The organism is Kurthia sp. YJT4, assembly GCF_030219945.1.
GTDB lineage: Bacteria > Bacillota > Bacilli > Bacillales_A > Planococcaceae > Kurthia > Kurthia gibsonii.
In genome coordinates this window covers 1931570-1944858 of record NZ_CP126689.1, presented here as the reverse complement: position 1 = coordinate 1944858, position 13289 = coordinate 1931570, and the positions used below count along the sequence as shown (strand labels likewise).

Below are 13289 nucleotides of genomic sequence, written 5' to 3'. Positions count from 1 at the left end.
GTTTACATTTCAAAGGGGAGTTGCACAGTGAAAACGATTATGTTGGTATGCGTAGCAGGGATGAGTACAAATTTACTCGTAACGAAATGTAAAAAGTAGCACAGAGACAAAATATGGAGGCAGATATTTTTGCCATTGCAGAAAATGAAGTAAAAAAACAATGGACAACAAATCAATTGATGTCCTGTTACTTGGACCACAAGTCCGTTACTTAAAATCATCTTTCGATAAAAAGTTAGCAGGTACAGGTATTCCGCTAGATGTTATTAGCATGTCCGACTACGGTATGATGAACGGTGAAAATGTATTAAATCAAGCACTTCATCTAATGAAGAAACTTTGTGAAAATTAAATCGTCACATGTTAGAGTTGACAGTTAAATTTCCACTTTTTACAAGAGCGAAATCCTGTTGTTTTTCATTTAGTTAAAAGTTATTTTGCTAGGCATGTTGGAGTAATGGAAATGGGATTAAAAAAAAGTGTCTATTCTATTTTCAAAAGGTTTTATGGTGATGAAGTTTCGATTATAATAGAGAGTGACGCGTGTATCGCTTTATATGCAGATACACTTCGAAAACTAGGCATTGTACATATTGCAAGAACGAGGACCTGAAACGATATTGACAACAAAAGTTTTAAAGCATTGTGGTGTTGAAAATGTGCCCGAATTAGTCCATTGTGTTTATTCACAAGAGCACCCACGCACATATATTGCTTCTTTAAGTCGATATGTGGAAGAATCTGCACTTCAAAAAGATTCAATAGCTAGAGAAATTATTGAGACATCTTGTGCTCAATTTATTGAGGCAATCGAAGCGTGTCGAAAACAAACAGAATGGCAAAAAGGAATGTTTATTCCCGTTGTACTAATGGGTGGCGTTTTTACAAATTTTGAATTATATGAGGAGTTATTGTCAATTATTATTGCGAAAAAACAATTACCCTATGTTTTTATTGCACCAAAAGTTTCGCCCGTTGGAGGTGCGGTTATTGGCGCTTTGCAAAGAATTGAACGTACACTTGCTTATACATTTCTGAAACAGTTTTCGCAAGAGTTAAAAACACATTAAAAGGAGTAAACTATGTCAATCAAATTAGAAGTAATTTCGAATTTAGATGAATTATACACAAGAGGTATGGAGCTTTTTAAAGAAGCAAAAGAAAATGGCGCAAAAACATTTGGTTTGGCAACTGGAGGAACGATGATTCCTTTATATGAGAAAATTTGTGCGAGTGATTTAGATTTTTCTACATGTGAAAGCTTTAATTTAGATGAGTATGTAGGATTACCTGCGACACATACAGAGAGTTATGTATCTTTTATGAAAAAGCATTTATTTAATCAAAAGCCATTTGCAAAATCGACGTTACCGAATGGTGAAGCTAAAGATGCAAAAGCAGAAGCGGCAGCGTATGAACAAAAATTGCAAGCAACAACACTTGATTTTCAGCTACTAGGAATTGGAGAGAATGGGCATATTGGTTTTAATGAACCGGGGACGCCATTCGATGCGCCTACACATGTTGTAACATTGACAGAGTCGACACGTGAAGCGAATGCACGCTTTTTCCATTCGATTAATGAAGTACCAACAGAAGCGATTACGATGGGGATTTCATCTATTCTTCGTGCGAAACAAATTGTACTGATTGCAGTAGGTGAAAAAAAACGTGCTGCACTTGAAGCATTCATGCACGGTGAAAAAACAATCGATGTTCCAGTTACAGCATTACAAGATCATGCAAATGTAATTGTCTTAACTGATTTAATGATTTAAAAAGAATCCAAACAATTCGTTATACGTTCGAGTTGTTTGGATTTTTACTTGCAATTACGTGCGTTACATTGTATATTTTTTTCAGAGTAATTAAGTAGGAATACTTACAAAAAACATATCGGAGTGGGTTATTTTGTTACATCAATTTTCTCGTAATGAGTTAGCAGTGGGTACAGAAGGTATTGAGTTATTAAAAAATAAGACAGTCGCTATTCTAGGTGTAGGTGGCGTAGGTTCATTCGCAGCAGAAGCCATCGCACGTTCTGGAATTGGTCGTATTATTTTAGTAGATAAAGATGATGTGGATATTACAAATATTAACCGTCAGTTAGTCGCATATATGTCAACAATCGGACGCTCAAAATCAGCAGTCATGAAAGAACGTATCGCAGATATCAACCCAGATTGTGAAGTACATGATTTACACATGTTTTATACAGAAGAAACATATGAAGAATTTTTCAGCTACAAGCCAGATTATGTTATTGATGCATCAGATACAGTAATATATAAAATTCATATTATGAAAGAGTGCTTAAAGCGTGATATTCCAATTATCTCAAGTATGGGTGCTGCGAATAAGATGGATCCAACACGATTCCAAATCGCTGATATTTCAAAAACGCATACAGATCCACTGGCGAAAGTCATTCGTACAAAACTTCGTAAAGAGGGAATTAAAAAGGGCGTGCCTGTTATTTTCTCAGATGAAAGCCCGATTGTGATTCGTCCAGATGTTGTAGGAGAAGTTGGGAATCCAGATGCAGCTATTCGTAAAGCGAAAATGCCACCATCATCTAATGCATTCGTTCCATCATCTGTAGGTTTGATTGCAGCGAGTTGGGTAGTACGTGATATTTTATCACCGATTCATATTGCAACAGTAAAAAATCAATAAATTATAAAAAGTTTTCGACGAATAATTCAAATCGTCGGAAGCTTTTTTTGATTTACTGTAAATAAGACGAAATAAATTCTTTTTAAGGAAATAAGTGGTACACTTGAACGGTATGAGTCTTTAATATTTGTAAAAAAAATTTCATAATTAATTGAAAGAATTGTTTTTGGAAGTATGATTACATGAAAAAACAATCTTTTTTGTATAATTAAGGGGTATATGTATAAATATGTACATATCTTTTATGTCTTTTTCTTTATAACTGAATTAAGGACTAGAGGAATTTAAAAAGTGGTACGTCTTAAAGAGTAAGAAGAATGAGGTTGTGTGCGTGTGGAGCGAAAACTAGTCGGATAGATAATTGAATAATACGTTATTTTGTATTATACAACTTACTTGAGCAAAGGTTGGACAAAATAGTTTTACACCATTACATACGAAGCAGAAAAAATGTAAATAAAAATCGAACCCTCTAAGAAGATTCGATTTTTAAGAAGTAGTCTTTTTTAATGCATTCCAAATCGGTTCAAGCGTATGTGTAATCGTAATGGTTGTCAAAGGTTTTCTTTCAATCAGTTGATTAGCACCTGTACCACCTAAGAAAAAAGTTATTTTTGGACGCTTTTTGGCGAACTCATCCAATTCATATAAATAGTTTGGATGATCCAACGGTATATGAGTTGTAGCTGATAATAGTACAACAGTTGGGTGTAATTTATCTACAAAGTCCTCGATTGTACCTGCTGCTGGTGAACGTCCAATTAAAAATACGCGATAACCTTTTAATAGAATTTGTAAGAGTAGAATGTGCAAAGGTAGTTCATGGTTTTCGTATGGTAAGCAAGCGCCGATCACCAGTGGTGCATTTTTAGAAACAGGGATTTGTTGTTTCACTTCAACAAGATGATTTTGAATAATTGTAGATACGAATTTTTCTTGATATTCGGACCATTGTTTTGTCATCCAACGCCTTCCAACCTCTTGTAAAAAAGGTCGAATAAGTTGTTGCAAGTAAACGGTCAAACCAAGTGTTTGATGAGCTTGATGTAATGTGATGGAAAAAGCTTCTTCGTCACATTCTTCTCCATAGGCGAGTAATTGGTAAAGAAAAGGTTCGACAAGAGAAAGGGTAGATGGTCTTTTTTCAGTTTGCTCAGTTGCATACTGAATAGATTTTTTTAATGAAATGCCTTGTTGCAATTGACTTTGTAATAAACATAAAAACTCTACTTGTTGCTGTGAATACTGACGATAACCATTCTCTAGTCGTGTCGGATGTAAAAAGTCATAGCGTTGTTCCCACTTACGCAATGTTTCTTTTTTAATCCCAGTAATCGCTTCAACGCTAGATATAGAGTAATTTTGAGAAAAATCATCCATGGAATCAACTCCTCTCACAATGAAGTATGTACTAGTCATTATAGACGCTTTTATAAATTTGTCCAACCTTTTATTAAATAAGGTTTGACAAAAATGGATTAACGGTATAAATTTAATTATACTTACTGGTATATTTAATACAGTAGGAATGATATGTAAAAATGCTGCAATTATACTCAACTAATCCTTTACAGGGGGAAATATAAATGAAAAAAATTTATGTAGTCGGTGCAGGTCCAGGGGGCCTAACATCAGCCATGTTATTAGCGCATGCAGGATATGATGTAGAAGTATTTGAGAAAGAAAACTTTGTTGGTGGACGTACAAGTTCTATCCAATTAGGTGATTATACATTTGATCGCGGTCCAACGTTTTTAAATATGATGTACTTAGTACGTGAAATTTTTGAATTAACAGGTCGTACATTAGAAGATTATGTAGAGCCAGTCGCACTATCACCTCTTTATGAGTTGGTTTATGCGGACAAGCGTTTTACTGTAAGTTCAGATTACGATCAAATGATTGAAACAATCTCAAAAACCTTCCCAGGTAACGAAGAAGGTTATACACGCTATTTACAAGAAACACATAAAAAGCTAGAAGCACTTGCGCCACTTTTACAACGTAAGATGGACAGCGTGACGGATTTATTAGCTCCTGAAACATTAAAAGCGCTACCAGAGTTAGAATTTGGTAAATGTTTAATGGATAAATTAGGAAAGTACTTTGATGATGAACAATTACAGCTAGCATTTACATTTCAATCAAAATATTTAGGTATGTCACCGTGGAATTGCCCTGGTGCATTCTCGATTCTTTCGTATATCGAACAAGCTTACGGAATTTATCACTTAAAAGGTGGTTTAAATCAATTAACAAAAGCGATGGCGAAAGTATTGGAAGAACAAGGCGTAAAAATTCATTTAAATACACCAATTAAAGAAGTTGTACAGTATAAAAAGCGCATTGAAGGTATCCGTTTAGAGGATGGACAACTCCTTCATTGTGACGATGTAGTCATCAATGCTGACTTCGGTTATGCTTTAACAAAGCTATTAAATGTACCGAAAAAACGTCAGTGGTCACCACAAAAAATTGAGAAAAAACAATATTCTTGTTCAACATTCATGTTGTATCTAGGAATCGATACACAATATGATTTACAACATCATACAATCCTATTTGCTGAAGATTACCGCAAAAACATGGAAGAAATCTCTGGTACAAAAGTGATTTCAAAAGATATGTCAATCTACGTTCAAAATCCAGTGGTAACAGACGATACGCTAGCACCAGCTGGTAAATCGACATTGTATGTATTAGCACCTGTTCCAAATAACTTCAGTGAGATTGAATGGAATGAAGTGAAGCAACAATACCGTGATTTATTAATTGCAACACTTGAAGAACGTCTTGGTCTAACAGATTTAGCTTCACACATCGAAGAAGAATTAATCTATTCACCAATTGATTGGGAAGAAAAAATGAATGTGTATAAAGGTGCAACATTTAACCTTGGACACCAATTAAATCAAATGATGACATTCCGTCCTCATAACCACTTTGCGCCATACGAGAATTGCTGGTTAGTAGGTGGCGGAACGCACCCAGGTAGTGGTCTACCAATCATTATTGAATCTGCACGTATTACAGCGAACTTAATGTTAGAGCGAGATGGACAAAAGACATTCCCAATCAAGCCGCTACCACAAGAATTAGATTATCGTATTACGGAATTGAGTCATGCTAGTTTATAGGCTCTATCTAGTTTGGTTTACAATTGGCTGTATCCTCGTTGGATTCAGCCTCATTCCACCATGGTTGGAATGGGCAAATAGTGTATTTTTGATTCTTGCTGGGTTAATTGCAGTTCGCTATGCAATGCATGCTTTCGGGAACGGAAAAGGTTTACTCATTTCCATCTTTATTTGGATTGTCACGTTCAGTGTGGAAGGATTAAGTGCCTATTTTAATGTCTTTTTTGGTAATTATGATTATACCGATCGTTTTCCACCATTATTATTCGGTGTTCCAATCGGCATAGGATTTGCTTGGGTTGTTATGGTTATGGCAGGTCATGCTTTAACGATTCGTCTAAAACATCGTTTTTCTCGTGCTTTCTTTGCGGCACTCTACGTCGTTCTTTTAGACTTAATTCTTGATCCTGTTGCTTTCGTTGCAAAGCAGTATTGGATTTGGGAGGACAATAGTGCGTATTATGGAATACCAGCGAGTAACTTTATTGGCTGGTTCGTTGTTGCTTTTATTTTACAATTATTATTACCACGTACGCGTAAAAACGAGCCGAGCGTCAACATGATTAAACAAATGCGTGTCGTCTTTTGGACCATCGTTATTTTATTCTTATGGATTGCTATTTTATCCAAACTATACTTAGCATTTTTCGTTGGAGTGATTGGTTTTTTACTACTCCAATTTATAAGGGGTGCTGCAAATGATTCGCAAAAAATCTAATTTATTATTCTTTCAAATTGGTCAGCGCTTCATGATGCGAAGAATGTTTCAAACGATGAAAGTCAATCTGACAACGATTCAAGAACCGTGTATGGTCGTTGTCAATCATAGTAGTTTTTATGATAGCCTCGTTCTTTTTGAATTATTCAAGCGAGGCTATTTGCCTTCAAACATTGTCGCAGGTATGAGTGCAGAGGGCTTGAAAAAGTTTCCTTTGTTTAAGGGGATTGGAACATTTCCTATCTCAAAGCCGATTAAAGTATCTGAAATCAAACAGATGTATGCACTAGCTAAAACGAATACGATTACACTTTTTCCGCAAGGTGTAGAAGAACATCAGGAAAAGCGACCTTTGACGATTCAACCAGGTATGGACAAAATAATAAGTAAATTCCCTCAACATGGAATTTTATATATTTCAATTTACTATTCATATACAGACGGTTTAAAAGGTGAAGTAGCTTGTCGGATGGATTATCAACCGGCAAGTAAGCGAACATCGATTCAAGAAGGTATGACATATTATTTAGATTGTTTAAAAGCACAAGTAATTGCAAAAGAAGAAGAAGGGTTTGTACGCTTATGGTAATAACCATACCTTTTTTAATCGGACTTATTTGGCTGATTTTCAATATTCAATTTTTGAAGAAATTACGAGTAGCACAGCATAATGATTCAAAAATAAGTGTGTTAGTGCCACTACGAAATGAAGAAACACATGTACATGAATTAATGACGAGTTTGAAAAATGTAACGTATAAAAATGCAGAATTTATTCTATATGATGATGATTCAACAGATTGCACAGCGCAGTTAATCGAAGAGCGATTACATGAAGATACACGCTTTCGCATGATTCGAGGAAAAGCTTTACCAGAAGGATGGCGTGGTAAACCACATGCATGCCAAGTATTAGCAGATGAAGCAAGTGGTGATGTACTCCTTTGGATTGATGCAGATGTAACGCTTCAAAAGAAAACATTAGAAGCAGTGGCAACGATGTTTACACAACCGATTGATGCATTAACGGGTTTTCCTCGTTTTAAAGCGAGCAATGTGTTGGAATGTCTGTTAACGCCATTGCTTCATTTTTTTGTTTATTTCCATCTACCAATCGCACTTGCGAATCATCAACGTATGGTAGCGGCAACCGCTGCAAGTGGTGCATTTATTGCAATTCGAAAAGAAGTGTACGAAGAAATTGGAGGACATGCTTCTGTAAAAGATGCGGTAGTAGAGGATGTGGCATTATTTCGTATTTTAAAGCATCATGATAAAAAAGCCATGCTCTATAATATTACCGACTTCGTATCTTGCGCGATGTATGCGAATCGCCAAGAAACATGGCAAGGGTTTCAAAAAAACTGTTTTAGAGGAATTAATCATTCTTATCTAACAGGCATTTTTTTAGTCGTATTCTATTTTCTTTACTTTGTCAGTCCAGTAGGTTTGGCAATCTATGGGGTTTTTATAACAAAGTATGTATTATTAGTACCACTCGTTTGTATTACACTCATGCGTTTAATTAGTGATTTACTTGCGAAAGAGTTGAATATCTATACGCTACTTATGCCTGTTAGTGCCATCGTTTATTGTGTATTACTCATCACAACAATGATTCGAACAGTTAGACAAAAAAATACTTATTGGAAAGGACGTATATTATGAAGCCGACAGCGATTGTTGTGGGGGGTGGTTTAGGTGGTTTAGCGACTGCACTCACATTAAGTACGCATTACAATGTGAAAGTTTTCGAAAAAAATAGTTGGTTAGGCGGCAAGATGCAATCAATTCAACTCGGTGAGCATACATTTGATTTTGGTCCCAACACGCTTACAATGCCACGTTACTTTTGGGATGTACTAGCGCCTTTTGTACAGCCAAAAGAAGCATTACCATTTCAGCGAGTGGAACAACCGACTGCACATCGCTTTAAAGATGTCACAATCACATTTACAACAGACGTAGCGGAGATGCAGCGTCAAATTGCGCTTATTGATCCAGTGAGTGCAGAAAATTATCCAGCTTTTATTTTAGAGATTACACGTCTATTTCATCTAAGTGAAAAAGCTTTTTTAAATAAAACATTCTTTAATGTAAAAGATTATACAAAGGCTTCATTAATGAAAAATTTAATGGCAGCACGTCCGTTTCAAACATTAGATGCATTTTTAGGTCACTATTTCCCTAATAAGAAAATTCGACAGTTATTCAATCGCTTTGCGACGTATATCGGTTCTTCTCCATATGAAACACCTGCGACATTTGCGATGATTGCCTATTTTGAGTTAGTTGAAGGAACTTATTTTTTAGAGGGTGGACCACCGAATATTGCGGCTACATTTGAACGTGTATTACGCGAACAAGGTGTTAAACTTCATCTAAATGAACCAGTTTTGAAATTCGCGATGGACGGCGATACAATTCGCTTTTGCGAAACAGAAAAAGGGCGTTATGAAGCGGATATTTTTGTGAGTGATATGGATTATGATGTCATGCAATCTTTACTAGGTCGAAAAATACCGAAGCGTGAACTTTCAACGTCTGCTTATGTAGAACTCATCGCATTAAAAGAGCCGGTTGATTTACATCATCATAATGTATTATTTAGTAATGATTATGTAGCCGAATTTAAGACATTAAGGGAAGGAAATTATGCGCGTAAACCGAGTGTCTATGGTTGTTATCCACATGCGTCCGATTCAAGTCGATTACCAACACTGTTCGTTTTGATTAACGCACCCGCAAATCTTTATGCCTCACAAGATGGCTTAGTAGAGCAAGTGGATGATGCCCTTCAGAAATGGGGGATTAAAGAAGAACAAATTGTTGAGAGAAAAGCTTTGCCACCGCATTATATTGCGGACACATTTGCTGTTAGACAAGGAGCAATTTATGGACAAGCTTCGAATACATGGAAGGGTAGTTTCTTTAGACCATCGAACCACGATTTGAAACTGGATAACCTTTACTATGTAGGGGGAACCGTTCATCCAGGTGGTGGTTCACCAATTGTTGTAAAAGGTGGTTATGAAGTAGCGAAGCGTATTATACAGGAGCGACAAGAAGTATGATATATAAAGTGGGATATCGTAGTAAACGGTGTCCTACTTTTTATTTTTTACAACCACTTTGGAAATAAATGAAACTTTTTACTTATTTATTCTGTATAATAAATAGATAACATGAAAAGGAGTGTGTTCCATGACACTAGAAGTGAGACAGGTAACAAAAAAGTATAAAGATTTTGTTGCTGTCAATGCACTAGATTTCACGATTAATGAAGGAGAAGTCTTCGGATTAATCGGTCAAAATGGTGCAGGTAAAACAACGACTTTCCGTATGATTTTAAATCTTCAAGATACGACAGAAGGAACAATTTTATGGAAAGGAAAATCGGTACATAAGCTAGAGCGGGATTTTTTAGGTTATTTACCTGAAGAACGTGGCATTTATCCGCAAATGAAAGTAGAAGAACAGCTTTACTTTTTCGGCATGTTAAAAGGGAAATCAAAAAAAGAATTAAAGACGGAAATTCAGTACTGGTTAGAACGATTTGAGCTGACAGATAAGCGAAATGATAAAGCAGAGACACTTTCAAAAGGGAATCAACAAAAAGTACAACTGATTGCGAGTTTTATTCATAAACCAGAATTTTTAATTTTGGATGAGCCGTTTAGTGGGCTAGATCCTGTGAATCGTCAGTTATTAATGGATGCGATTTTAGACTTAAAAAAGCAAGGAACGACAATTTTATTTTCAAGTCATCAAATGGATAATGTCGAAGAACTATGCGACCACTTATGTATTTTAAAAAGAGGTGCTTCGCTTTATACAGGTGGGTTACAAGAGTTAAAGGCGCTATACGGAAAAATCAAACTGAGTATTCGTACGGCGAAAACAAAACCAGAGCTTGAAGTATTGGAAGGTGTCGAACGTGTGGAGCAGACGAGAGATGGTTACACGTTATATCTACAAGACGAAAGTTATGGTGAAGCATTATACCAAGCGATTAGTGAAGGTTCTTATATGGACAAATTCAGTATGGACTATTTATCGCTCGATGAAATCTTTAAATTGAAAGTAGGTGCGCCAAATGAATAAACTTGGACTACTCATTAAGCAACTTTATCTTCAAAAGATTAAGTCGAAGTCCTTTATATTATTAACGCTTTTATATTTAGCTATTATTGCAGTAGCAGTGAACTGGTCAAGTATTAAAGGGATTTTTACAGATGACAATAAGTATGTAACAATCGCACTGGTAGATGATACAAAACTTGATTTAGCAAAGCAATTTCCTTCGGATAAAGAAGTGAAGTTCAAAGTTGTCAAAGAATCGAAAAAAGAAGTAGATGCACTTGTCAAAAAGGAAAAATACGATGCAGCAGTTTATTTAACATCAAAAGATCAACAATTAGCTGTTGAACTTGCAACAGCGAAATCACTTGATTTACAAGTTCAATCTAAAATTGATGCACTTGCTGAAAATGCAGGAAAAGTATATAGTGTACAACAATTAAATTTATCAGCTGAGCAAGCAGCGAAAATTTTACAGACGAATACAGTTGTAAAACAAGTCGATTTACAAGAGAAAACATCGAATAAAACAGCTGAAGAAAAGTCAGCAGGTATTCTAATTGCATATATTATGGGCTTTTTAATCTATTTATTCGTCACAAGTTATTTATCAATGATTACAACCGATATTGCTTCTGAAAAAGGCTCTCGTGTATTAGAAGTATTAATGGCGAGTGTTAAGCCATCTACACATTTATTCTCTAAATTAATTGGTGTATTTTTAACAGGCTTAACGCAAATTGCGATTTTAGCAGTCGGTGCATATATTCTCATTCAATTCACAGCGAAGAAATCAGTGACAGATGGTTTACAAGAGATGCTCGGTCAACTACCAGCTACTTACTTTATCTATGTCATTCTCTTCTTCTTATTATCAATCATCCTGTTCTTATTAATTGGTGCGCTTGCAGGTTCACTCGTATCAAAGGTAGAAGAAGCTTCACAAGTAATGATGCCAGGCGTATTCATTATGTTAATCGGTTTTTACGTGATGCTTTCAGGTATTTCGAATCCAGATTCTTTACTTATTAAAGTATTCTCGTATATTCCATTTACATCAGGTATGCTTATGACATTACGTTTAGGTGCGACGGATATTTCAACTGTATCGGTATGGATTTCACTCGCTATTTTATTCGCTACAGTTGCACTACTCTTCACAATTAGTGTGACATTCTATAAACGAAGTGTTCTCACATATAGCTCTGGTGGGATTATGCAAAAAATTAAAACCGTCTTAAAAGTAACGACATAAGAAAAATGAGAAGCAGCGCATGGCTGTTTCTCATTTTTTCTTTTTGAATGATTTTAATTTATCGTAAATGGTAGCCATGCGTTGTTCTTTACCTGCGATAACAGGTGTGTAGTATTCGCGTGTTACGAGTTCGTCAGGTAAGTATTGTTGATTCACCCAACCACCGAATGTACCGATTGGTGTATTATGCGGGTACTGATAGCCGACATTTCCAAGTTCTGCTGCACCGCTATAATGTGTGTCACGTAAGTGCATGGGAATGTCGCCGGTTTTGCCTGTATGGATATCATGTATGGCAGCGTCAATGGCACTTATCGCAGAGTTTGATTTTTCAGCGAGGCACATTTCGATAACAGCTTGCGCAAGTGGAATGCGTGCTTCTGGCATACCAAGGCGTTCAGCCGATTGAACAGCTGCTAACACATGAGGCCCGACTTGTGGGTCAGCTAAGCCGACATCTTCGTAACTAATGACGAGTAGTCTTCGGTTCACTGCGATTAAGTCGCCATTTTCTAAACAGTGCGCTAAATAATAAAGTGCAGCGTTGACATCACTACCGCGAATGGATTTTTGTAAAGCGGATAATAAATTATAAAATTGATCACCTTTCGCATCTCCATATAAACCAATCTTTTCAGCGAGTTGTGCGACTAATTTATCTGTTACGATTGCCACGTCAGTTTCTTCATCAGCAGCGTAGTAAACAGATTCTAATAAATTTAATGCTTTTCTCGCATCTCCATTCCCAGCCTGTGCAATTTGGTGAATTTGCTCTTCTGTGATTTGAATGTTATAACGACCAAGCCCACGTTTTTCGTCTTGTAATGCTTGTCGGATTAATTGTTCTAGATTTACAGTTGTCAGTCGTTTTAATTGTTTAATCTCACCACAACGAGAACGGATGGCAGGGTTTACGTCGTGAAATGGATTTTCGGTCGTTGCACCAATTAAAATAATCGAACCATTTTCGACATGTGGCAGTAACGTATCTTGTTGTAATTTATTAAAACGATGAATTTCATCTAAAAATAAAATCACTTGACCTGAAAAATGAGCTTCCGCTACAATTCCTTCGACATCTTTTTTTCCAGCGCGTGTGGCGTTTAATGCAAAGAAAGGAATAGATACACTTCCTGCAATAGCATAAGCAATTGATGTTTTGCCAATACCTGGATTTCCGTAGAGGAGCATAGACGGTACATGTCCTTTTTGAATCATTTTATAGAGATGCGTGTTAGGTCCAATCACGTCTTCATGTCCAACAATTTCTTCTATATTTTGTGGTCGCATACGGTAGGCAAGCGGTTCATTCGGCATAATCATCTGCTCCTTTCCTTAAATAAGAATGTTACATAATAAATAATAGTATAGCAAAACCAAGTACGATGGGTGGTAATATGTTATAATTTAACGATAAAGAATT

At 36.1% G+C, this 13289-nt stretch carries 12 protein-coding genes and 1 pseudogene; 11 read left to right on the top strand and 2 right to left on the bottom strand.

All coding sequences use genetic code 11. The features are described from left to right. Positions 1-27 precede the first annotated feature (27 nt). From QN089_RS09675 to QN089_RS09660, 4 genes and pseudogenes are all read left to right on the top strand, one after another. Positions 28-352 (top strand): annotated as a pseudogene (locus tag QN089_RS09675) (PTS sugar transporter subunit IIB). 268 nt (positions 353-620) lie between these two features. Continuing rightward, positions 621-1070, top strand: coding sequence for a BadF/BadG/BcrA/BcrD ATPase family protein (locus QN089_RS09670; RefSeq protein WP_068452415.1), 450 nt, complete (start codon positions 621-623; stop codon positions 1068-1070). A 12-nt stretch (positions 1071-1082) separates the two neighbouring features. Continuing rightward, complete coding sequence (locus QN089_RS09665; RefSeq protein WP_285215210.1) at positions 1083-1778, top strand: glucosamine-6-phosphate deaminase; 696 nt, start codon at positions 1083-1085, stop codon at positions 1776-1778. A gap of 133 nt (positions 1779-1911) precedes the next feature. After that, entirely contained in the window at positions 1912-2676 is a 765-nt protein-coding gene (locus QN089_RS09660; protein WP_068452419.1) for a tRNA threonylcarbamoyladenosine dehydratase, read from the top strand. A gap of 489 nt (positions 2677-3165) precedes the next feature. On the opposite strand, the gene QN089_RS09655 is transcribed toward QN089_RS09660, so the two are convergent. Beyond that, positions 3166-4056 (bottom strand): MerR family transcriptional regulator, encoded by an 891-nt coding sequence (locus tag QN089_RS09655; RefSeq protein WP_285215209.1) that lies wholly within the window; start codon positions 4054-4056, stop codon positions 3166-3168. A 206-nt stretch (positions 4057-4262) separates the two neighbouring features. On the opposite strand from QN089_RS09655, the gene QN089_RS09650 reads away from it, so the two are divergent. The 7 genes from QN089_RS09650 (at position 4263) to QN089_RS09620 (ending at position 11866) form a co-directional block, all read left to right on the top strand. Continuing rightward, a complete protein-coding gene (locus QN089_RS09650; RefSeq protein ID WP_285215208.1) occupies positions 4263-5813 on the top strand; it encodes a phytoene desaturase family protein in 1551 nt (516 codons plus the stop codon). Then, positions 5800-6531 carry a carotenoid biosynthesis protein gene (locus tag QN089_RS09645; RefSeq protein WP_285215207.1) on the top strand — a complete coding sequence of 244 codons (732 nt, stop codon included), beginning with the start codon at positions 5800-5802 and terminating at the stop codon, positions 6529-6531. The genes QN089_RS09650 and QN089_RS09645 overlap by 14 nt, the downstream gene beginning before the upstream one ends. Then, entirely contained in the window at positions 6512-7120 is a 609-nt protein-coding gene (locus QN089_RS09640; RefSeq protein ID WP_285215206.1) for a 1-acyl-sn-glycerol-3-phosphate acyltransferase, read from the top strand. The genes QN089_RS09645 and QN089_RS09640 overlap by 20 nt, the downstream gene beginning before the upstream one ends. Then, positions 7114-8199 carry a glycosyltransferase family 2 protein gene (locus QN089_RS09635; protein WP_285215205.1) on the top strand — a complete coding sequence of 362 codons (1086 nt, stop codon included), beginning with the start codon at positions 7114-7116 and terminating at the stop codon, positions 8197-8199. The genes QN089_RS09640 and QN089_RS09635 overlap by 7 nt, the downstream gene beginning before the upstream one ends. Next, a complete protein-coding gene (locus QN089_RS09630) occupies positions 8196-9605 on the top strand; it encodes a phytoene desaturase family protein (RefSeq protein ID WP_285215204.1) in 1410 nt (469 codons plus the stop codon). The genes QN089_RS09635 and QN089_RS09630 overlap by 4 nt, the downstream gene beginning before the upstream one ends. Before the next feature lie 130 nt (positions 9606-9735). Beyond that, entirely contained in the window at positions 9736-10635 is a 900-nt protein-coding gene (locus QN089_RS09625) for an ABC transporter ATP-binding protein (RefSeq protein ID WP_087680312.1), read from the top strand. Further along, positions 10628-11866: an ABC transporter permease gene (locus QN089_RS09620; RefSeq protein ID WP_068452444.1), complete on the top strand. Its 1239-nt coding sequence runs from the start codon at positions 10628-10630 to the stop codon at positions 11864-11866. The genes QN089_RS09625 and QN089_RS09620 overlap by 8 nt, the downstream gene beginning before the upstream one ends. A 30-nt stretch (positions 11867-11896) precedes the next feature. On the opposite strand, the gene QN089_RS09615 is transcribed toward QN089_RS09620, so the two are convergent. Then, positions 11897-13183: a replication-associated recombination protein A gene (locus tag QN089_RS09615; RefSeq protein ID WP_285215203.1), complete on the bottom strand. Its 1287-nt coding sequence runs from the start codon at positions 13181-13183 to the stop codon at positions 11897-11899. Positions 13184-13289: the final 106 nt, after the last annotated feature.

What these genes read in the sequence shown, in the direction of transcription:
- QN089_RS09635 (WP_285215205.1), top strand. Translation starts at nt 7,114, where the DNA reads ATGGTAATAACCATACCTTTTTTAATCGGACTTATTTGGCTGATTTTC.
- QN089_RS09665 (WP_285215210.1), top strand. Translation starts at nt 1,083, where the DNA reads ATGTCAATCAAATTAGAAGTAATTTCGAATTTAGATGAATTATACACA.
- QN089_RS09615 (WP_285215203.1), bottom strand. Translation starts at nt 13,183, where the DNA reads ATGCCGAATGAACCGCTTGCCTACCGTATGCGACCACAAAATATAGAA.
- QN089_RS09620 (WP_068452444.1), top strand. Translation starts at nt 10,628, where the DNA reads ATGAATAAACTTGGACTACTCATTAAGCAACTTTATCTTCAAAAGATT.
- QN089_RS09655 (WP_285215209.1), bottom strand. Translation starts at nt 4,056, where the DNA reads ATGGATGATTTTTCTCAAAATTACTCTATATCTAGCGTTGAAGCGATT.
- QN089_RS09630 (WP_285215204.1), top strand. Translation starts at nt 8,196, where the DNA reads ATGAAGCCGACAGCGATTGTTGTGGGGGGTGGTTTAGGTGGTTTAGCG.
- QN089_RS09640 (WP_285215206.1), top strand. Translation starts at nt 6,512, where the DNA reads ATGATTCGCAAAAAATCTAATTTATTATTCTTTCAAATTGGTCAGCGC.
- QN089_RS09650 (WP_285215208.1), top strand. Translation starts at nt 4,263, where the DNA reads ATGAAAAAAATTTATGTAGTCGGTGCAGGTCCAGGGGGCCTAACATCA.
- QN089_RS09625 (WP_087680312.1), top strand. Translation starts at nt 9,736, where the DNA reads ATGACACTAGAAGTGAGACAGGTAACAAAAAAGTATAAAGATTTTGTT.
- QN089_RS09645 (WP_285215207.1), top strand. Translation starts at nt 5,800, where the DNA reads ATGCTAGTTTATAGGCTCTATCTAGTTTGGTTTACAATTGGCTGTATC.